Raw genomic sequence first — 20,215 nt, forward strand, 5'->3', positions numbered from 1 at the left:
GGCGTGGGACACCTACTCGGCCCTTTCGAGGCTGGTGCCGACAAGAGGAAGGGCCACCCACCCCCCGCAGCGCTGTAGTGGGGCAGCCTGCGCAACTGCTACTGACACCGCTAGGCATCAGCCGGGTCCGCCCAGCACGATCTTCCACACCCGGGTCGCCACCTGGAGGTTCAGCCGGTCCTCGACGTTCGCGAGGTCGTTGCCGCTGATGTCGCGAATGCGCTGGAGCCGGTAGCGCAGCGTGCTGCGGTGGATCGCGAGGGATTCCGCGGTCTCGTCGTAGTTGCCGCCGCAGTCGAAGTACCGGGACAGGGTCTCCACCATGGCCGTGTGGTGCCGGGAGTCGTAGTCGATCAGCTGTCCGAGCCACTCGTGGACGAACGTCTCCAGTTCCCGGTAATCGTTGCCAGGTCCCAGGATGCGGTAGAGGCCGAGCTCGTCGAAGAACGTCGTGCCGTAGCGCTCGCGGGAGTGGCGGCGCACTTCCAGGGCGCGCAGCGCCTCCTGGTAGCGGTGAGGGATGTCGCCCAGGGAGTCGCAAAGGGCGCTCACCCCGATCGTCCCGGACCGTGTCCCGGTCTCCCGGGCGAGCGCCTCGTGCAACGCGCGGGCGTGCGGCCTGTCGTCAGCGACCAGGACCACGTGGTCGGAACGTCGGGTCAGCAGCGAGCGCATGCCCACGGCAGAGGCCGCCCGGCCCACGGTCTGCGCGAAGGAATCGTCCGCAGTCCGGTTCGACCACTGCACCACGACGATGTAGTGGCTGCGGTGCAGGTCGTGTCCGACCGCCTCGGAGCGGGCGTAGGCACTCGCCTCTTCCGTTCCTGCCAGGAGGTCGTCGACCAGCTCGCGGTGCAGCCTGAGCTCCACTTCCGCCAGATTGCGCAGGTGCGCCAGCTCCAGGGCGAGCGACGCGGCGGCGTGTTCCATCGCGAAAACGGTGTGCTCGTCCGCCTCGCCCCGGACATCGACCAGGGCCAGCACGCCCAGGATCTCGCCGTGTGGGCGGACCAGGGTGATCAGCCGGTCCTTTATCCGCACCGGCCCGACCTCCCGGGCGACGACGTGCAGCATTTCGTCCTGGCGCACGGGGTCCGGTTCGGGATAGGGGTCGGGGCGGCTGGGGCCGGTCCAGGACCTCAGCCGACCGAAGCGGTCCTCGATCAGTGCGGGCAGTCCAGTGAACCTGTGCAGTGCGCGGGTGATGGCTTCCTCGCTGCCGGCCGAGGCAGCGACGTCGGCCATGAGCGCGTGGATGGCCCGCTGGTACCCCACCTCAGCCATGACGCGGATCAGCTGCCGCTGGAGGGCTGTGCGGTCGTCCCTCAGCCGGTGCAGCTCCAGTGCGTCCTCGCGTTGGAGGCGGTGTGCGAAGGCGACTGACAGTGCAGCAGCGGTGTGCCGGACGAGCGTGGCGAGCAGGGATCGCTGGGCTTCGGTGGGCCGGGAGCGGGACGTCACCACGAGGTAGCCGTGGAGTCCCTCAAGTCCGCGTAGCCCCAGGGCCCGGCCCCAGGGCCTGCCGGGCACGGTCACAGGGCCGTCCTGCCCGGCCAGCTCCCGCACCCTCCGGCCCACGGCCGAGGCATGCATCTGCCCGTTCATCGGGCTGGGGACCAGGTCGCCGCCCACCTTGAGATATCCGGCCTCGGCGCGGTACGGCCCCGCGGCGGCTATGTGGTCCATGGCCAGCCGCAGGATCTCGCCTTCGTCCGGGGTGTCGAACAGGGCGCGGGAGAGCGCGACCACTTCGTGGAGGGCACGGTCGGCTCGGCTGCGGGCGGGCAGGCGGGGCCCTCTGCGCGCGGCCCAGGGGTGCCGCCTGGCGCTGCCCCGCGGAAGGCTGCCCTTCCTGTCGGAGTAGCGGTGGTACGGGCTGTACGCCCGGCTGCCGACCATGCGATCACTTCGTCTTTCGGAGGGAAGCGGCTTTCGCCTACCCGCTCCGGGCCGGCCTACCCGAGACGTGCGGGTCTTTCTCTCGTCCTCGCGGGGCGAGGGGACCCGTGCACTCCTGACTCGGCAGGCGCAGGCGTGGAGCCACCCGGTTCGTCACCCTGGGGAGTGCTCGAGACCCTCCGTGCGCACTGGTGGGAAACCGGCGGAGTCCCACCTCCACCTGAGCGAACGTGATCCGGAGAGTCGACGCAGGCGCTGCACCGGGAGGAGTTCCTCATGGCCAAGGCAGTGGGCATCGACCTGGGCACCACCAACTCGGTGATCGCCGTATGGGAGGGCGGCGAGCCGTCCGTCGTGCCCAACAGCGAGGGCAACCGCACGACACCGTCCGTGGTGGCCTTCACCGACACCGGGGAACGTCTGGTGGGCCAGCTGGCCCGGCGCCAGGCGATCCTCAACCCCAAGGGCACCATCTACTCGGCCAAGCGGTTCATCGGCCGGCACTTCGACGAAATCTCCGACGAGGCCAGGGCGGTCGCGTACGACGTCGTCGAAGGCGACGGCGGGGCGGCCCGCTTCAAGGTGCGCGACAAGCTGTACGCGCCTGAGGAGATCAGCGCACAGGTGCTGCGCAAACTCGCCGACGACGCCTCCAAGCAGCTCGGGGAGCGGGTCACGGAGGCGGTCATCACGGTGCCCGCCTACTTCAACGACGCTCAGCGCACCGCCACCAAGGACGCCGGACGGATCGCGGGACTGGAGGTGCTGCGGATCATCAACGAGCCGACGGCGGCCGCCCTCGCGTACGGCATGGACAAGAAGGAGCACGAGACCGTCCTCGTCTTCGACCTGGGCGGCGGCACCTTCGACGTGAGCATCCTCGACGTCGGCGACGGCGTGGTGGAGGTGCGTTCCACCGCCGGTGACAGCCACCTGGGCGGCGACGACTTCGACCGGCGTCTGGTGGACTACCTGGCGGACGACTTCCAGAAGGAGAACGGCATCGACCTGCGCAAGGATCCGCAGGCGCTGCAACGACTGTTCGAGGCGGCGGAGAAGGCCAAGACCGAGCTCAGTTCGGTGACGCAGACGCAGGTCAGCCTGCCGTTCATCACCGCCGACGCCTCGGGCCCCAAGCACCTCACCGACTCGGTCATGCGGTCCACGTTCGAGCAGATCACCGGCGACCTGGTGGAGCGCTGCCTGGGACCGGTCCAGCAGGCGATGGCCGACGCCAAGGTCGGCGAGAGCGACATCGACGAGGTCATCCTCGTGGGCGGTTCCACGCGTATCCCGGCGGTCCAGTCCCTGGTCCGCCGACTGACCGGCGGCAAGGAACCCAACATGAGCGTCAACCCCGACGAGGTCGTGGCCCTGGGCGCCGCGATCCAGGCCGGGGTGCTCAAGGGCGAGGTCAAGGACGTCCTGCTGCTCGACGTCACACCCTTGTCGCTGGGCGTGGAGACGCGCGGCGGAGTGATGACGAAGATCGTCGAGCGGAACACCACCATCCCGGTGCGCCGCAGCGAGACCTTCTCCACCGCCGAGGACAACCAGCCGGCCGTCGATGTGGTGGTCCTCCAGGGCGAGCGCGAGCGGGCCGCCGACAACCGGGTGCTGGGCCGGTTCCAGCTCACCGACATCCGGCCGGCGCCGCGGGGCGAACCACAGATCGAGGTCACCTTCGACATCGACGCCAACGGCATCCTCAACGTCAAGGCCCGCGACCGGGACACCGGCAAGGAGCAGGGCATCACCATCAGCGAGAGCTCCAACCTGGACCGCAGTGAGGTCGAACGCATGGTCCAGGAGGCCGAGCGCAACCAGGGCCAGGACCAGGCACTCCGCGAGGCCGTCGACGCCCGAAACGAACTCGACGCCATCGCGTACCAGGTCGAGAAGCGCCTCGCCGAACTGGGCGACGCAGCGCCGGCGCACGAGAAGGCACGTGCCGAGATGCTCGTGTCCGACGCCCGGGCGACGGTCAAGGAAGAGGCGGGCGTGGAGCGTGTGCGGCCCCTGACCTCCGAACTCCAGCAGGTGCTCGCCGGGCTGGCGGCCCATCAGGGCGCCGCTGCCACGGGCGGTCCCCACCAGGATGCCGCCACCGGTGGTCCCGCCGGCGATGGTGGCGGTGACGACGATGTCATCGACGCCGAGTTCGACAAGGGCTGAGGCGCGCCATGCCCACCCACTCCCAGGAACCCGACCGGGCAGCGTCGGATCCGGTTGCACCGGTCCCGGAAGGCGCCGGACGCCCTCCGCGCGGGGATCTGCCCCAACCGGGCCCGCCCCGGTCCGGAACGGCCAACGGCGAACCGGGACCCGACGCCGCCGGCCCCGCGCGTGCCGAGGACGAGTACACGACCGCGATCCAGGAACTGGAGGACCGCTGGCGGCGCGCACTCGCCGACCTCGACAACCTTCGCAAGCGTCACGCCAGGGAACTGGAGCGGGAACGGGCGGTCGAGCGGTCCCGCACGGCGGCCGCCTTCCTGCCCGTCCTCGACAACCTCGAACTCGCCCTGACCCATGCCGGCGCCGATCCGGGCGCGATCGTGGAGGGCGTCCGCGCCGTACGCGACCAGGCGGTGAACGTCCTGGAACTGCTCGGCTACCCGCGCCACGCGGAGACCGGCGTCGCCTTCGACCCGGCCCGGCACGAGGTGGTCGGCGTCGTCCATGACGCCGACGCCCCGCCGGGCACGGTCGTTGAGGTGCTGCGCCCCGGCTACGGGGACGGCGAGAGGCAGCTCAGGCCGGCCGCGGTGACCGTCGCGAAGCGGGAGTGACCGGTCATGGCACGGGACTACTACGAGGTGCTGGGCGTGTCGCGGACCGCGAGCCAGGACGAGATCCAGCAGGCGTACCGCAAACTCGCCCGCAGGTACCACCCCGACGTCAACAAGGACCCCGGGGCGGAGGAGCGTTTCAAGGACCTCAACGAGGCACACAGCGTCCTGTCCGATCCCAAGACCCGGGACCGCTACGACCGCTTCGGCGAGGACTTCCGCAAGATCCCCGAAGACTTCGACGAACGGGTCGCGGCGGGAGCGGGCGGCGGCTTCCGCAGTCGGAGGACCGCGGGCGGGGGCGGTCCTCGTGTCCGGTACGCCACCGGCTTCGGCGACGACTTCGGCGCGGAGGGCATCGACATCGAGGACCTGCTCGGCTCCATGTTCGGAGCCGGCGCCGCCCGAGGCGGTGTCCCCGGGGCGGACCAGGAGGCCGAACTGCCGCTCGCTGTCGAGGAGGCGTACCGAGGCGGCCGCCGTACCGTCACGCTCGCCGGTCCCACCGGGCAGCCGCGGCGGTACGAGGTCGACGTGCCGCCGGGCGTCACCGACGGGCAGCGCATCCGGCTGGCGGGTGAGGGCGGCCGGGGCAGTGGTGACGCCGCCGCGGGCGACCTGTACCTGCGGGTGCGTGTCCGGCCCGACCCTCGGTTCCGGCTGGACGGCCGTGACGTGCACGTCCAGGTCCCGGTCGCCCCGTGGGAGGCGGCCCTGGGCGCGACCGTGCCGGTGCCCACGCCCGGTGGCGGCACGGCCAAGGTCACGGTGCCCGCGGGCTCGTCCAGCGGCCGGCGGCTGCGGCTGCGGGGCGAGGGCATGCCGAACCCGCGGGGCGCGAACGGCGACCTGTACGCCGAACTCCGCATCATGGTGCCTCCCGTCCTCGGCGACCGGGAGCGCGAACTGTTCGAGGAGCTGGCCGCCACCTCCTCGTTCGACCCCAGGAGGACGCGATGAACGACCGACCCGCGGGAGCGGCAGGCATCGGCCGGGCCGGCGTCGGCGCCCGTCCGGTGCGGACGGGCGCCGACCTCACCGCCTCGACGACTGTCCGGTACGCGCTCGTGCCCGCCCCCAGGCTCTCCCTCGACGCCGTGGCCCGTCGCTCGGGCCTCCACCCCGATCTGATCCGCCGGTTCGTCGCCCTCGGCCTGGTGGATGCCGAACGCGACGGCGCAGGGCGGCTGGTGTTCGACCCCACGGCTCCGGCAGTCCTTGCCCGCATCCAGCGGCTCCGCACCGGACTCTGCCTCAACTACGCATCCATCGGCCTGGTGCTCGACCTGCTCGACCGCATCAGCCTGCTCGAAGCCGCCCTGCGCGGCCGCGGCACGAGGAGTGAAACACCCCCATGGACATGAACCGTCTCACCCAGAGGTCGCAGGAAGCCCTCCAGGAGGCCCAGACCGCGGCCGTCGGCATGGGACACACCGAGGTCGACGGGGAACACCTGCTGCTCGCACTTCTCGATCAGGAGGACGGTCTGATCCCGCGGCTGCTGCAACAGGCCGGCACCGATCCGAAGGAACTGCGCGCGGCCGTGCGCGAGGAACTCTCCCGACGCCCGAAGGTCACCGGCCCCGGCGCGGCACCCGGCCAGGTCTTCGTCACCCAGCGCCTGTCCCGCCTGCTGGACGCCGCCGAGCGGGAGGCCAAACGCCTGAAGGACGAGTACGTGTCCGTGGAGCACCTCCTGCTCGCCCTGGCCGAGGAGAGCTCTTCGACCGCCGCCGGGCGACTGCTCAAACAGGCCGGCATCACCAGGGACTCGTTCCTGAGCGCGCTCACCCAGGTCCGCGGCAACCAGCGCGTCACCTCCGCCAACCCCGAAGTGGCCTACGAGGCGCTGGAGAAGTACGGCCGCGACCTGGTCCTGGAGGCTCGGTCCGGGCGGCTGGACCCCGTCATCGGCCGTGACGCGGAGATCCGCCGCGTCACCCAGATCCTCAGCCGCAAGACCAAGAACAACCCCGTCCTCATCGGCGACCCCGGCGTCGGCAAGACCGCCATCGTCGAGGGCCTGGCCCAGCGCATCGTCCGCGGCGATGTCCCCGAGGGTCTGCGCGACAAGACGGTGTTCGCTCTCGACATGGGCTCCCTGGTCGCCGGCGCGAAGTACCGCGGCGAGTTCGAGGAACGCCTCAAGGCCGTGCTGTCCGAGGTGAAGGCCGCCCAGGGGCGCATCCTGCTCTTCGTCGACGAACTCCACACCGTCGTAGGAGCAGGCGCCGCCGAAGGGGCCATGGACGCGGGCAACATGCTCAAGCCGATGCTCGCCCGCGGCGAACTGCACATGATCGGCGCCACCACCCTCGACGAGTACCGCAAGCACATCGAGAAGGACGCCGCCCTGGAACGCCGCTTCCAGCAGGTCCTGGTCGACGAGCCGAGCGTGGAGGACACCATCTCCATCCTGCGCGGACTGCGTGAACGCCTGGAGGTCTTCCACGGTGTGAAGATCCAGGACACCGCGCTGGTCTCCGCGGTCACCCTCAGCCACCGCTACATCACCGACCGGTTCCTGCCCGACAAGGCCATCGACCTCGTCGACGAGGCGTGCGCCCGGCTGCGCACGGAGATCGACTCGATGCCCGCCGAACTGGACGAGATCACCCGCCGCGTCACCCGCCTGGAGATCGAGGAGGCGGCCCTGTCCAAGGAGACCGACCCCGCCAGCAGAGCCCGCCTGGAGGAGCTGCGCAGGGAGTTGGCCGACCTGCGCGGCGAGGCCGACGCCAAACGCGCCCAGTGGGAGGCCGAACGGCAGGCGATTCGCCGCGTGCGGGAACTGCGCCAGGAACTGGAGCAGGTCCGTCACGAGGCAGAGGAGGCCGAACGCGCCTACGACCTCAGCCGCGCCGCCGAACTCCGCTACGGCCGCCTCCAGGACCTGGAGCGCCGGCTGAAGGCCGAGGAGGAACAACTGGCCGCCAAACAGGGGCAGAACCGGCTGCTGCGCGAGGTCGTCACCGAGGAGGAGATCGCCGAGATCGTCGCCGCCTGGACCGGCGTCCCCGTTGCCCGCCTCCAGGAGGGCGAGCGCGAGAAACTGCTGCGCCTCGACGAGATCCTGCGCGAGCGCGTCATCGGCCAGGACGAGGCCGTCAAGCTCGTCGCCGACGCCATCATCCGCGCCCGTTCGGGCATCCGCGACCCTCGCCGCCCCATCGGCTCGTTCATCTTCCTCGGCCCCACCGGCGTCGGGAAGACCGAGCTGGCCAAGACCCTCGCCCGGGCCCTGTTCGACTCCGAGGAGAACATGGTCCGCCTCGACATGAGTGAGTACCAGGAACGGCACACCGTCAGCCGGCTCATGGGCGCACCGCCCGGATACATCGGCTACGAGGAAGGCGGCCAGCTCACCGAGGCCGTACGCCGCAAGCCGTACTCGGTCGTGCTGTTCGACGAGATCGAGAAGGCGCACACCGATGTCTTCAACACCCTGCTGCAGATCCTCGACGACGGCCGCATCACCGATGCGCAGGGCCGCACCGTCGACTTCCGCAACACCGTGATCATCATGACGTCCAACATCGGCTCCGAGCACCTCCTCGACGGCGCCACCGCCGAAGGTGAGATCAAGCCCGACGCCCGGGCCCTGGTGATGGGCGAGCTGCGCGGGCACTTCCGCCCGGAGTTTCTCAACCGCGTCGACGACATCGTGCTGTTCAAACCGCTCGGCGAGCGGCAGATCGAGCGGATCGTGGAGCTGCAGTTCGACGAACTGCGCCAGCGGCTCGCCGAACGCCGCATCACCGTCGAACTCACCGACACTGCCCGAGAAGTGATCGCCCACCAGGGCTACGACCCGGTGTACGGGGCCCGGCCACTGCGCCGCTACATCTCCCACGAGGTCGAGACACTGGTCGGACGCGCCCTGCTGCGCGGCGACGTCCAGGACGGCGCGACGGTCCGCGTCGACGCCGAACATGGAGAGCTGGTGGTCACCTACGACCAGCCCGCGGACGTGAAGGGAGCGCGGGCGGCATGAGCACGACGCAGGCGACAACCGTCAATTGTCCGAACTGCGGGCGCACCAACCGGGTGCCCGTGGCCGCGGAGGGCCGCCCCAAGTGCGGCCACTGCAAGCAGCCCCTACCGTGGATGGTGGACGCGGGCGACGCCGACTTCTCCGAGGTCGCCGAGCGGGCCGACGTCCCCGTCGTGGTCGACCTGTGGGCCACCTGGTGCGGCCCGTGCCGCATGGTCAGCCCCGCACTGGAGAAGGTCGCCACCGATCTCGCCGGCCGAATCAAACTCGTCAAGGTCGACGTCGACAAGAACCCGCGGCTGTCGCAACGTTTCGAGGTTCAGGCCGTACCGACCCTGCTGATCCTCCACCAGGGCGAGACGGTCGCCCGGCAGGCAGGGGCGGCGCCCGCCCCCGCTCTGCGCCAGTGGGTGGAACAGTCGATCACCGCCCGGAAAGGGTGATCCGGATGACCCTGCACGCAGACCCCCACCTCGCGCTTGTCCGGCCGGTCCAGCCGCTGACCCCAGAAGGGTGTCAGGAGTGTCTGTTGCTCGGCTCCCCGTGGGTCCACCTGAGGCTCTGCCTGACCTGCGGGCACGTCGGCTGCTGCGACTCCTCGCCGAACAAGCACGCGCGCAAGCACGCGGCTGCCGTCGTCCATCCGATCGTGCAGTCCTTCCAGCCCGGCGAGGAATGGCGCTGGTGCTACGTCCACGAGGCGTTCGTCTGATGTCCGGCGACCAGTCGCTGCCGGGCGAGGAACCGGTGCCGGAGAAAACGGACGAGGCCGCCCTCTGGGAGACCCCGGACATCCACGGCGCGTATCCGCGCCTTACGGAGGACCAGACAGCACGTCTTGCGAAGCACGGGCAACGCCGGAACATGGCTCCGAACGACGTGCTGATCCGGGAGGGGGAGCGCTGCGAGACGTTCTTCGTCGTCCTCAGCGGTACCGTCGCCGTCGTCGAGGACTACGGCACTCCGGAGGAGCACGTGCTGCGCGTGCACGGTCCCGGTCGCTTCATCGGCGAACTCGGCCTGCTGCACGAACAAGTGGCCTTCTACACCGCTGTCGCCAGGGAGCCGGGCGAGGCCCTCGTCGTCTCCTTGGACCAGTTGCGCCACCTGGTGTCCCAGGACTCCGCCATCGGGGACGTCGTGCTGCGCGCCTGTCTGTGCCGTCGCGCGCTGCTCGTTGGACAGGGCGCCGGCTTCCGCATCATCGGCTCGCGCTACTCGCCCGACACCAGACGGCTGCGCGAGTTCGCCGTCCGCAACCGGCTGCCGCACCGCTGGATCGACCTGGAGACCGACGAGGAGGCGGAGGAGCTGTTGCGCCGCTTCGGCGTCGGCCCGGCGGAGACACCACTCGTCATCTGGCGGGACACCACCCTGTTGCGCAACCCCAGCAACGCGGAACTGGCCCGGCTCATCGGCCTGCCGTCACTGCCTGCCGGAAACCGTCACGGCGACGTCCTCATCGTAGGCTCCGGACCCGCCGGCCTCGCTGCCGCGGTGTACGCCGCCTCCGAGGGCCTGAGCACCACGGTGGTGGAGGCGATGGCCACGGGTGGCCAGGCCGGCACGTCGTCCCGCATTGAGAATCTGCTCGGCTTCCCCTCCGGCATCTCCGGCGCCGAACTCACCGAACGCGCAGTGCTCCAGGCCGACAAGTTCGGCGCCAGGATCAGCCTTCCGCTGGAGGCGGCCGGTCTCCATCCCAAGGACGAGGACCACTACGTGGTGGCGTTCGCCGACGGCACCGAGATCGCCGCCCGCGCCGTCGTCCTGGCCATGGGTGCCCGCTACCGCCGGCTCCAGGTGCCCGGCATCGAACGCCTGGAGGGAACGAGCGTGCACCGACCCGGTCGCCGTCGTCGGCGGAGGCAACTCGGCGGGGCAGGCAGTGCTGTTCCTCGCCGGGTACGCGCCGAAGGTGCACCTGTTGGTCCGAGGAGCCGGCCTTGAGGCCAACATGTCCCGCTACCTGGTCGACCAGGTCGAGCGCCATCCGCGGGTGGAGGTCATGCTGCACACCGAGGTCACCGAGGTCATCGGCCAGGAAGTGCTGGAGGAGCTCGACGTGGTCGACAACCGCACGGGCGGGCACCGCCGACTCGCGGTACGAAGCCTGTTCGTCTTCACCGGCGCCGCCCCCCACACCGAGTGGCTCGCCGGCATCGTCGCCCTCGACTCCCGCGGCTTCGTCCTCACCGGGCCGGAGGCCCAGGAAGCCTGCGCCCACCCCGAGGTGTGGCACGGCCGCGGGCGCTCGTGCATGACCCTGGAGACCAGCCTGCCCGGGGTCTTCGCGGTAGGGGACGTCCGCAGCGGCTCGGTGAAGCGGGTGGCCTCCGCGGCCGGTGAGGGCGCGATGGCCATCCACTTCGTGCACCGGCACCTGGGGCACTCGGCCGTACCCGGCACCACGGGCACGTCCGCTGTCGCGGGCCACTCGGACGTCTCCCCACGCATACGTCACAAGGAGTCCGCATGGCTCGCATGACGAATGGCGGACGATGAGATCACGAGAAGGAAGAAGGAGGCGATTGCGATGGCCGTGCCCGTCCGGCGCCACCGCGGTGGCTGGGGCGAACCCGGCAAGACCTTCGCCAGTCGCTGAGGTTCGCCGCGAACTCGGTCAGCAGACGATCGTGGAATACGCGAAGCAGTGGCGTCCTCGTCAGCGCAAGATGACGGAGTACTCGACGGGATGGCACGTGGACAGCTCCATCAACGTGCTGCACATTATTCCTTGTCTCGGTCGCGGAATCTGCTGCGCGGTCCGAGCGGCTACTACACGGAGCCGATGGAACGCCGTCGTGTGCAGAAGCTCTTCAAGGACCTGCCTGCAGAGGACGGTGTCGGCATGTACGGCTTCCGGCACTACTTCGCCTCGAACGCGCTCGGGAACGGGATACCGATCACCGACGTGGCTGAATGGATGGGCCACAAGTCGATCGAGGAGACGTATCGCCACCTACCGGCATCTGATGCCGGGGAGCATCACCAAGGCGGCCCGCATCCTGGACGCCGGCCTGTGGGACGCGGCCTGAGGCCGCAGCGAAGCCTGTCGGGGCTGCCCTCCGGTTTGGGCTGCAGCGGCACCATCCAGGCGGTCGACGTCCATCAGATCGGGTGCCGTCCAGATGACCACGCTTCCGGTGCGGGGGAAGATCCCCAGTGCCCTGAATCCGTGGATGCCCATCAGCCGCTCATCGACCAGCCCGGCGCTGCCCGCACGTGCCCGTACCCAAGGAACGGTCAGACGAAGCGCGGCCCGTCGCCACAGACCGTACGACCACCTCGGCATGATCAGTGCTCGTGTCCGTGATCGTGTGCCTCGACGCCGACAGCGGAAGGCGGCGGTGCCTCCTCGGCCGACGAGGTCCTGGCCTCCGCGATCATGTGCGGCCCCAGACGCGGACGACGTCGATCTGCGTCCCTTACAGCCGGGAGAGGGCGGGCGTGGTCATCACCTCGTCCGGTGCCCCGATCAGGAATCCGCCCGGTGCCAGATACAGAACCCGGTCCACCGGCCCCAGCACGGAATTGATCTCGTGTGTCACGAAGATGACGGCCGTGCCGTCGGTGCGACGGCGTCGGTCCACCAGCTCGACGACCGTGCGCCGGTACTGCAGATCCGTACGGCAGATCCAAGGAGAGAAGCGGCTCGTCGCAGAGCAGGATCCGTGGGTCCGTGGCGAGCGCCTGAGCGACGCGGATGCGCTGTTGCTCACCGCCGGAGAGCGTGCCCATCGGTAGGTCCGCGAAGTGCGTCGCTCCGACCGAGGCCAGGGCCTCATCGACACAGCGGCGGATCGCCCGCGGAGTGAGCGACGGCCCCCAGCGATGCCCGTCGATCCCGAGCTGTACCAGGTCGCGGGCGCGGAGCATGGTGTGGACGGGAAGGGACTCCGGCTGGGGGATGTAGCCGATGTTTCTGCTGCCGTGCCGTGCCGTGCCGTGCCGTGCCGTGCCGCGGCGCCCGGCCGAGGACTGTGACGGACCCCGCGGTGAGCTGCTGTCGGCCCAGGATCACGCGCAGCAGCTGGTTTTGCCGGATCCGTTCGGGCCCAGAACCGCGAGGAACTCTCCGGGCGCACCGCCAAGTCCAGACCGCTCCGCAGCGCACGGTCGCCGTAGGCCAGTGCGGCGTCTCGCAGACTGATCACGGGCGTGGTCCACTCGGCCCTCCGGTGGCCGTGGCCTCGAAGGGAGAGCGACGTGCTGGCCTCGGTGCCGTCCATGGTCTGTCCAGCTGCTCGTCGCCTACTGTCGAAGGCGTTGTCGCGGGCATCGATATCGGAGTTCATCCAGCTGACGTTGTCCTGACGGGAGGCAGGGCTTGCGTGCCGGAATTACTGGGATGCCGTGCCCCGCTGGCAGAACCGCCCCCTCGCGGACCGGCCCCTGCGCCATAGCGAAACCGGAACGGTTATCGCTTGAATTATCCCTTTGCAGGCCCCATGGATCCACCCGATCACCCAGGCTGTTCGCCCGCGACATGCCTTCATCGCGTAGCACGGTCTGGCTATGGCGCCAGCTGCTGTGAAGGGCTGGGCGCCGATCCCGAGCAGGCTCGCATTCAGTCGGGGTGTGTTCTTCCTCGGTCTGGGCCGACCATGGATGAAGGCAGAACGCCCGCCGGTACGGCACAAGCCAAGGCGCCGAGCGGGAAGGGAAACGAGACATGGGCACGACGGACTCCTCCCGAGCGGACGACGGCCGGTCACTGACGGGTCCTGCTGCGCCACCCAGTGGCCTGCTCGATCTGCTCAGCGTCGCCGCGGTGGTGCTGAATGCGCAGGGCCAGGTGGTCTTCTGGAGCCGGAAGGCCGAGGAACTGTTCGGCTACACCGCGGCGGAGGCGTTGGGCCAGCACGCGGCTGGGTTGACGGTCCACGAGGAGCACCGGGACGCGGTGATCAAGCTGCTCGCCGACGTCATGGAATCCGGCACCGACTGGGCAGGGGCCTTCCCGATCCGGCACAAGGACGGCAGCACCCGTCTGGTGGAGTTCCGCAACATGCGGCTGCTGGACGACCTCGGTGACGTCTACGCCCTGGGCCTTGCCGCGGATCAGGCCGCTGTGGAGCGGGTCGAGCGAGATGCCGCCCTGGCCATGCGGCTGGTGTCCCAGTCCCCGGTCGGGCTGGCCATTCTTGATCCGGACCTGCGGTACCTGGCCGTGAACCCTGCTCTCGAACGCATCACCGGCCAGTCCGCCGCCGAGCGTCTCGGCCGGCCGGTCGGCGAGGCCCTGAGCTACCTGGACACGAATCCCGAGGCCCGTCTGCGCCGTGTCCTGGAGACGGGCGAGTCGGTCGTGGACCGGCACATCGTCTGCCGTCCGCCCTCCGACCCGGACCATGAGCATGCCTGGTCCGTCTCGTACTACCGGCTGGAGGATTCAAGTGGACGGGTGCTGGGCCTGGCGTACTCCGTCATCGACGTCACCGAGCGTCACCGAGCCGCCATCGAGGCCGCACAAGCCCGGCAACGACTGGCACTGATCGCCAGAGCCTCTGCCTGCGTGGGTAGCACCCTCGACCTGGAGACCACAGCGCGCGAGCTCGCCGACCTCGTCGTACCCCTCCTGGCTGACGTGGCCGCCGTGGACGTACTCGACAGCGCCCTTCAGGGCCGCACGGCGCCACAGACGGGCCCTGCCCGGTTCCGTGCCCTTGCCGTCCGCGCGGCCCATCGCACCGAGGCGGTCCGTGCGGCCGATCCACCCGGGGAACTCGCTGTCTACGACGACGACCGCCTCATCTCCCGATGCGTACGCACCCGCCAACCGGTCCTGGTGCCCCGCACCACTCGTCGGGATCTGGATCACATCGCCCGCCATGGTGAGGCAGCCTCCCTCCTTGCGGCGGCCGGCGTGCACTCCTACCTGGCCGTACCACTCGTGGCCCGGGGCGAAGTCCTCGGCGCCCTCGACCTCAAACGCACCCGGAACTCCGCGCCTTTCGATGACGACGACGCCGCCTTCGCCTCGGAGTTGGCCGCCCGAGCCGCGGTCTGCATCGACAACGCCCGCGGATACCAGGCCCAGCGCCACGCGGCCCTCACCCTCCAGCGCAGCCTGCTCCCTGAGCCTCCATCGCACTTGCCGGGCCTAGACGTTGCCTGCCGCTACCAGCCCGCCGGGGTCACGAGCGAGATCGGCGGTGACTGGTATGACGCCATACCTCTGCAGGGGGACAAAACCGCCCTGGTCGTCGGGGACGTCATGGGCAGTGGCATCAACGCCGCCGCCACCATGGGCCAACTCCGCAGTACCGCCCGCGCCTTCGCTGAACTCGGCCTAGCCCCCGCAGAGGCCCTTCGTCACCTCGATCACCTGACCGAGGGCGTCGAGCAGACCATCACCACCTGCATCTACTGCGTCTACGACCCTCACCAGGGCACGTGCCAGATCTGCCTCGCCGGCCACCTGCCCCCCGCTCTCATGCCAGCCGGCCACGCGGCGCACCTGCTGGACCTGCCCACCGGCGCACCGCTGGGCGTGGGCGGGGTCCCCTTCGAGGCCACCACCATCCCCTTCCGCCCCGGCGACGAACTGGTCCTCTACACCGACGGCCTGGTCGAAACCCGCAGCGAACCCATCGACGCCCGCCTGGACACCCTTCTCGACACCCTGACCGCGACCCGTGGGCACGACCTGGATGACACCTGCAACCGCATCCTGGAGATCCTGCGGCCGCCCGGCGGGGAGGACGACGTCGCCCTGCTCATCGCCCGAGCACAGGCTGACCAATCATAGGGAGGTTTCACGCGCCTGAACCGACGGCGAGTCCAGCCGTCGGCAGCACAGGCTTCAGGTGTGCAACACAAGCGGACCGGGTATCAGGGCAACTCCAGCTGGGCTGCGGCTCACCGGAATGATGGTCGTTGATCTCTTTGAGGGCGTCCCAGACCTCGCCACCGGCCGACCGCTGTGCGGGGTCCGAAGAGGGCTGACGAACCTCTCCAGCTCCACTGAGGCGTCCGAACGCAGTGTGCGCAGCGGCGGCGGCTCCTCGCTGAGGTGGCCGCCGACCAGTGACCATCTCGTAGCGCGGCATTCCAGACCTGCCCGAACAGGCACCAGCCCGAGGTTCCCCGCCAGTGCGTGTCCTCGCGAGGTGCTCAGACCACGAACATCCTCGACTCGATCGCATACGTACCGCTGCTGTTGACGCGGGGCTGGTGACCCCGCCTCATCAAAGGGCTCCGAACCCGGTGGTGCTTCGGATCTCACCAGCCCCGTAGCTCACCATTAGATGGTGCTTGGTACCCGGCGGCCGCAGTCAACCGGCGAAGGTCCGGTGTGAGCCCCCTTTCAGAGCCCGGACATGCGAGCGAGGCGTCGTCAAGCACGTCACCCCACTGCAGCCGATCGTCTCGGTCGGTGAGAGTGGAGGATCTCTGAGGAACCGACGAAAAATGCCGCTCTCGAGGTGGCGGATGCGGCGAGCTGCATGTCTGCACTGCGGTTGCGGGGCAAGCCTCAGCGACCGCTGTTCGCTTCCGGTCGCCACCGGCGACCGAGAAGGACGAAGACCGAACCTGCGGCCACCGACACAGCGGCTACGCTGCCGAGGGTGATGGCGTGCGTGGTCTGCCGCCCAGAGCCGGTGTTCGCGAGGGTCGTGCCGGAAGGATCGGTCGCGGTCGTCGTGGTGCCAGCGGTCTGGGATGCCTTCTCGATCAGGCGGGTGACCGCGCCCGGCTGGGACACCGCGACGGCGTGAGACGCTTTGACCTCGACGGTGTGCGCATGGGCGCGCTGGGCCATAAAGCGTTGCGAGGTCGGCGGGATATTGCGGTCCTGGGTCGTGATCAGAGTCCAGGAGGGGATTGTCTTCCAGGCGGCCTTGGTGGCCTTCTCTTGCAAAGCCGAGGCGGCCACGGGACGCTGGGTGGCGGCCATCAGGTCGGTGACTGACCTGGGCACGTCGGCGGCGAACTGGTCGTGGAACTTGTCGGCCTTGATGTACTGGTCGGTGCCGGTGCCCCCGCCGGTAAGGGAGAAGGGCACGTTCCTGAGGGTGGGGCCGAGAGTGCTCCCAGAGAACTTGTTGGACAGCTCCAGAGAACTCTCCCCCTCCGCGGGGGCGAAGGCGGCGACGTAGACCAACGCCTTGACCTGGGCGTCACCGACAGCAGCTTCGCTGATCACGGCGCCGCCGTAGGAGTGACCGACGAGCACGATGGGTCCGTGCACGCTCTTCAGCACGCTGTGGATGTACTCGGCGTCGCTGGCCAGTCCACGCAGCGGGTTCGCCGGAGCGATGACCGGATACCCCGCCTGCTGCAGGCGCGTGATCACCCCGTTCCAGCTGGACCCGTCGGCGAAGGCACCGTGTACCAGCACGATGGTGGGCTTGACGTCGCCTGCCCCGCCATCCGCTGAAGCCGGTGCCGCCGGAACCGCGCACAGGACGGCGACGGCGAATCCAGCTGCCGCACCGTGGAGACGCCGTCTGTAGCGTCGTATGCCATGGACCGCACTCATTCTGTTCTCGCCTTCCGTCAGCCTGTACCGCTATCAGCTTCACGTGTCCGTGGCACCGAGCCAGTTCACCCAGTGCAATCGGGTGAACTCGGTACGGCAGTCGGTGTAACCGCTTCTGTGAGAGGTGTGGCGGGCGGAAGGACGGGGTGTTGGACGGCTGCTCGTCGCGCACATGAAGTCCGAGGCCCGTGTCGCCGGATCGACCGTCTCAAGGTCGTGTCGCATGTTCCCGTCGAGGACTTCTACACGGCGTTGGTGCGGTGCGGTGCGGACCGCGACCGCGTTCGCCAACCCGCCAGCCTGCCGTGGTACCCGTCCCGAATTCGAGTTTCGTACCGTCGCCTCGCGCCCGCCTACCAGCCACTTCGCCCACCAAGTTGCCCACCGCCTTGAGTGGCACCTGGAACACCGCCGCGACATCCTCGCGAGTCCGGCCCGCCACCAACGCGGTCACCGCCCGCAACCGGAGAGCCTCCTGCGCCGGCGGCGACAACTGCCGGGGAGCGTCACCAAGGCAGCCCGCATCCTGGACGCCGGGCTGTGGGAAGCAGCCTGATCGAGCGGTTCACTCTCGACTGACCTTTGAGCTCGTAACAGGATTTTGATTGAAGTGCCCTGGTCGGACGTGACTGTTGACGATCCGAAGGTTTGACAGGGTGTGACGACTCGCCCGTGGATCGTGGACGACGACTTGTGGGCGCTGATCGACCGACGCGAACGTCAACGACGTCACCCGGACCCTCGCCCTGGTCGACGGCATTCCGTCGGTGGCCGGCCGGGGCCATCCGCGTAAACGCCTTGAGGCCATCCTGGGCGACAAGGCCTACGACTCGAAGGCGGTACGAGGTGCGCTACGACATCGCCGGATCCTGCCGGTGATCTCCCGCAAGGGTGCCCCGAACATCAAGGGCCTGGGCAAGCTGCGCTACGTCGGGGAGCGCCCTGCTTCACCAGTTCAAACGCCTTGCTGTGCGCTGGGAGAGGCGCCTTGAACTCCACGACACTTTCATCTCACTGGCCTGCGGCCTCATCTGCTGGAGGCGCCTCAAGAAGGCCGCATCGTGATCCATCGGCGGGGGCCGGAAAGGCCGCGGGCCATGGCTATGCCGAGGCCAGGAAGTCCCGGACCGCGTCCGCGAAGCCGACCGGGTCGTTGGCGTACAGGAAGTGGTCCGTCCTCAGTTCGACGAGACGGGTGCCGGGCCGCCGAGCGGCCATCTGCGCTGCCTGCTCCGCCGACAGCACACCGCCTTCGGCGCCGCGTATCAGCAGTGCCGGGCAGGTGGAGCTGGTCCAGTCTGCCCAGTGGTCGCCGTGGACCTGGTCCTCGGATTCGTAGATGTCCTTGGGGTGGAAGTGCAGGCCCCACGTTCCGTCCGGCCGCTCGCGAACGGCGGATTCGAGGACGGGGGCGAACGGGCCCAGTTGCGCCACGAACGCCTGCCGGCTGGGGCGGGTGCCCTCCGGAAGGTTCAGCACGAACGCCAGCGGGTTGCTGCCGTCCAGGCCGAGCTCGGCACAGCCCTCGCCGTTGACCAGCGCGGTCACGCGCTCGGGATGGCGGGCGGCGAACTGGTAGGCGTTGATCGCGCCGAGCGAGTGGCCGAGGAGGGCCGCGCGGTCCAGTCCCAGGTGGTCCATGAGGGCTTCCAGATCGGCGAGGTAGCCCTCCCGACTGTAGTCGGCCGCCCGGCCGGAGTCGCCGTGGCCGCGTTGGTCGGGCGCGATGACCCGCCAGTCCGGGGCGAGGCGGGCGGCGAGATCGGCGTACGACATGCCCTCGGACATGTGCCCGTGCAGGGCGAGCAGCGGGCGGCCGGGACCGCCGAAGTCCACGTAGGACAGGGTGCGGCCGTCGATGGTGAGCGCGGAACGCTTGGCGTTGTCGGTGTTCATGAGTTCACCGTAGCCGACGTCTATACGCATGTACAAGACGTTTGTGTAGGACGTCTGTATAGACCGCGGTGCCGTGCGATCGCCTAACCCAACTCTTTGACGGACCTTGGCCGCCTGCACCGCGAGGCGGTATGGAGGCGCTCGGGCCGGCTGACCTAGGGCGGCGCGTGGTCCGGGTCCCGGTCGAGCACCGCCGCCTCTGACTCCCCCCCAGGCCGCCCGAGTGACGGTCATCACGGATGCCCCTGAGAGGGTGCTGCGTAGGCTTGTGCCGTCGTCGCGGTGGGGGGCAGGGGAGCGCGCGCAACCCTCGTCCAGTCACCTGACGGTGTGTCAGAAAAGTCAGCAAGTGGTCAGCATGAGTCCTGAAAAACCCAGGGAAAGCTGCCCGGACATGCGACTCGTTGTAGGGTGTCGAAACAGCCCTTGACCTGCAAAAACGCAGGCAGGGAGCCTACTTGTGGGAGTGCCCCGATGTTGCGTACCATGTTCAAGTCCAAGATCCATCGCGCCACGGTCACCCAGGCCGACCTGCACTATGTGGGCTCGGTGACCATCGACGCCGACCTCCTCGACGCCGCCGACCTGCTGCCCGGTGAGCTGGTCCACATCGTCGACATCACGAACGGCGCACGTCTGGAGACGTACGTCATCGAAGGTGAACGCGGCTCCGGAGTCGTGGGGATCAACGGGGCGGCCGCCCACCTCGTCCATCCCGGCGATCTGGTGATCATCATCAGCTACGCCCAGGTCGCCGACGCGGAGGCGCGCGAGCTGCGGCCCCGGGTCGTGCACGTCGACGCCGACAACAGGATTGTGTCCCTCGGCGCCGACCCGTCCGAGCCGGTGCCCGGCTCGGACCAGCAGCGCAGCCCGCAGGCCGTAGGGGCCTGACCGGCGGACCGGCATCAGGACCAGGAGCGTGCGTGTCCCGGCCCGGCCCGGCGCTGAGGAGTCGGCTGCGGGTGTGCGGCCGGGCACCCGCCCGGATGCGTTCGGTGATGCCGTCGGGTGAGTGGCCGTGCGGCCGTCGGGTAGGCGGGGGAGTAGTCCAGAGGCGACGCCCCGTGACAGCCCGGAGGACATCATGACGAACCCGTACCCCGACCCCGTCCCGCCCGGCCCGCAGCCCGGTCCGGGCCCGAC

At 69.4% G+C, this 20,215-nt stretch carries 14 protein-coding genes and 4 pseudogenes; 13 read left to right on the top strand and 5 right to left on the bottom strand.

Annotation, left to right across the window (positions count from 1 at the left end; all coding sequences use genetic code 11):
* Positions 1-117: 117 nt before the first annotated feature.
* Entirely contained in the window at positions 118-1,899 is a 1,782-nt protein-coding gene (locus ACIGYR_RS03855; protein WP_399602650.1) for a PucR family transcriptional regulator, read from the bottom strand.
* Positions 1,900-2,175: 276 nt separating this feature from the next.
* On the opposite strand from ACIGYR_RS03855, the gene dnaK reads away from it, so the two are divergent.
* The 9 genes and pseudogenes from dnaK to ACIGYR_RS03900 all read left to right on the top strand — a co-directional run bounded on the left by dnaK (position 2,176) and on the right by ACIGYR_RS03900 (position 12,001).
* On the top strand, positions 2,176-4,074 hold the full coding sequence (gene dnaK, locus ACIGYR_RS03860; protein ID WP_399602653.1) for a molecular chaperone DnaK: 1,899 nt from the start codon (positions 2,176-2,178) through the stop codon (positions 4,072-4,074).
* An 8-nt stretch (positions 4,075-4,082) separates the two neighbouring features.
* Positions 4,083-4,691 (top strand): nucleotide exchange factor GrpE, encoded by a 609-nt coding sequence (locus ACIGYR_RS03865; RefSeq protein WP_399602656.1) that lies wholly within the window; start codon positions 4,083-4,085, stop codon positions 4,689-4,691.
* A gap of 6 nt (positions 4,692-4,697) precedes the next feature.
* A complete protein-coding gene (locus tag ACIGYR_RS03870) occupies positions 4,698-5,651 on the top strand; it encodes a DnaJ C-terminal domain-containing protein (RefSeq protein ID WP_399602659.1) in 954 nt (317 codons plus the stop codon).
* Positions 5,648-6,055: a chaperone modulator CbpM gene (locus ACIGYR_RS03875; RefSeq protein ID WP_399602662.1), complete on the top strand. Its 408-nt coding sequence runs from the start codon at positions 5,648-5,650 to the stop codon at positions 6,053-6,055. The genes ACIGYR_RS03870 and ACIGYR_RS03875 overlap by 4 nt, the downstream gene beginning before the upstream one ends.
* Positions 6,046-8,685 (top strand): ATP-dependent chaperone ClpB, encoded by a 2,640-nt coding sequence (clpB, locus tag ACIGYR_RS03880; RefSeq protein ID WP_399602665.1) that lies wholly within the window; start codon positions 6,046-6,048, stop codon positions 8,683-8,685. Before ACIGYR_RS03875 ends, clpB begins: the two co-directional genes overlap by 10 nt.
* Entirely contained in the window at positions 8,682-9,128 is a 447-nt protein-coding gene (trxA, locus tag ACIGYR_RS03885; protein ID WP_399602668.1) for a thioredoxin, read from the top strand. Before clpB ends, trxA begins: the two co-directional genes overlap by 4 nt.
* A 5-nt stretch (positions 9,129-9,133) precedes the next feature.
* Positions 9,134-9,397 (top strand): UBP-type zinc finger domain-containing protein, encoded by a 264-nt coding sequence (locus tag ACIGYR_RS03890; protein WP_399602671.1) that lies wholly within the window; start codon positions 9,134-9,136, stop codon positions 9,395-9,397.
* Positions 9,397-11,173 (top strand): annotated as a pseudogene (locus ACIGYR_RS03895) (FAD-dependent oxidoreductase). Before ACIGYR_RS03890 ends, ACIGYR_RS03895 begins: the two are co-directional and overlap by 1 nt.
* 303 nt (positions 11,174-11,476) lie before the next feature.
* Complete coding sequence (locus tag ACIGYR_RS03900; RefSeq protein WP_399602674.1) at positions 11,477-12,001, top strand: tyrosine-type recombinase/integrase; 525 nt, start codon at positions 11,477-11,479, stop codon at positions 11,999-12,001.
* A 112-nt stretch (positions 12,002-12,113) separates the two neighbouring features.
* Here ACIGYR_RS03900 and ACIGYR_RS03905 read toward each other — a convergent pair whose 3' ends face one another.
* Positions 12,114-12,278: a hypothetical protein gene (locus ACIGYR_RS03905; protein WP_399602676.1), complete on the bottom strand. Its 165-nt coding sequence runs from the start codon at positions 12,276-12,278 to the stop codon at positions 12,114-12,116.
* 115 nt (positions 12,279-12,393) lie between these two features.
* A pseudogene (locus tag ACIGYR_RS03910) lies at positions 12,394-12,606 on the bottom strand (ABC transporter ATP-binding protein); the annotation flags it as partial.
* 754 nt (positions 12,607-13,360) lie between these two features.
* Between ACIGYR_RS03910 and ACIGYR_RS03915 the strand changes: the two are divergent.
* Complete coding sequence (locus ACIGYR_RS03915) at positions 13,361-15,439, top strand: SpoIIE family protein phosphatase (RefSeq protein WP_399602678.1); 2,079 nt, start codon at positions 13,361-13,363, stop codon at positions 15,437-15,439.
* Between the two features lie 726 nt (positions 15,440-16,165).
* On the opposite strand, the gene ACIGYR_RS03920 is transcribed toward ACIGYR_RS03915, so the two are convergent.
* Positions 16,166-17,032, bottom strand: coding sequence for an alpha/beta fold hydrolase (locus tag ACIGYR_RS03920; RefSeq protein WP_399602681.1), 867 nt, complete (start codon positions 17,030-17,032; stop codon positions 16,166-16,168).
* Between the two features lie 274 nt (positions 17,033-17,306).
* Here ACIGYR_RS03920 and ACIGYR_RS03925 point away from each other — a divergent pair.
* A pseudogene (locus ACIGYR_RS03925) lies at positions 17,307-17,507 on the top strand (GNAT family N-acetyltransferase); the annotation flags it as partial.
* Between the two features lie 385 nt (positions 17,508-17,892).
* Positions 17,893-18,165 (top strand): annotated as a pseudogene (locus ACIGYR_RS03930) (IS5/IS1182 family transposase); the annotation flags it as partial.
* 109 nt (positions 18,166-18,274) lie between these two features.
* Here the strand turns inward: ACIGYR_RS03930 and ACIGYR_RS03935 are convergent.
* Complete coding sequence (locus ACIGYR_RS03935) at positions 18,275-19,099, bottom strand: alpha/beta fold hydrolase (protein ID WP_399602684.1); 825 nt, start codon at positions 19,097-19,099, stop codon at positions 18,275-18,277.
* 444 nt (positions 19,100-19,543) lie between these two features.
* Between ACIGYR_RS03935 and panD the strand changes: the two genes are divergently transcribed.
* Complete coding sequence (gene panD, locus ACIGYR_RS03940) at positions 19,544-19,963, top strand: aspartate 1-decarboxylase (RefSeq protein ID WP_399602687.1); 420 nt, start codon at positions 19,544-19,546, stop codon at positions 19,961-19,963.
* Positions 19,964-20,215: the final 252 nt, after the last annotated feature.

The organism is Streptomyces sp. NPDC053076, from assembly GCF_044546845.1.
Lineage (GTDB): Bacteria > Actinomycetota > Actinomycetes > Streptomycetales > Streptomycetaceae > Streptomyces.

Bases quoted from the DNA above. Each gene is read 5' to 3' on its own strand.
- ACIGYR_RS03855 (WP_399602650.1), bottom strand. From the start codon at position 1,899: ATGGTCGGCAGCCGGGCGTACAGCCCGTACCACCGCTACTCCGACAGG.
- dnaK (WP_399602653.1), top strand. From the start codon at position 2,176: ATGGCCAAGGCAGTGGGCATCGACCTGGGCACCACCAACTCGGTGATC.
- ACIGYR_RS03865 (WP_399602656.1), top strand. From the start codon at position 4,083: ATGCCCACCCACTCCCAGGAACCCGACCGGGCAGCGTCGGATCCGGTT.
- ACIGYR_RS03870 (WP_399602659.1), top strand. From the start codon at position 4,698: ATGGCACGGGACTACTACGAGGTGCTGGGCGTGTCGCGGACCGCGAGC.
- ACIGYR_RS03875 (WP_399602662.1), top strand. From the start codon at position 5,648: ATGAACGACCGACCCGCGGGAGCGGCAGGCATCGGCCGGGCCGGCGTC.
- clpB (WP_399602665.1), top strand. From the start codon at position 6,046: ATGGACATGAACCGTCTCACCCAGAGGTCGCAGGAAGCCCTCCAGGAG.
- trxA (WP_399602668.1), top strand. From the start codon at position 8,682: ATGAGCACGACGCAGGCGACAACCGTCAATTGTCCGAACTGCGGGCGC.
- ACIGYR_RS03890 (WP_399602671.1), top strand. From the start codon at position 9,134: ATGACCCTGCACGCAGACCCCCACCTCGCGCTTGTCCGGCCGGTCCAG.
- ACIGYR_RS03900 (WP_399602674.1), top strand. From the start codon at position 11,477: ATGGAACGCCGTCGTGTGCAGAAGCTCTTCAAGGACCTGCCTGCAGAG.
- ACIGYR_RS03915 (WP_399602678.1), top strand. From the start codon at position 13,361: ATGGGCACGACGGACTCCTCCCGAGCGGACGACGGCCGGTCACTGACG.
- ACIGYR_RS03935 (WP_399602684.1), bottom strand. From the start codon at position 19,099: ATGCGTATAGACGTCGGCTACGGTGAACTCATGAACACCGACAACGCC.
- panD (WP_399602687.1), top strand. From the start codon at position 19,544: ATGTTGCGTACCATGTTCAAGTCCAAGATCCATCGCGCCACGGTCACC.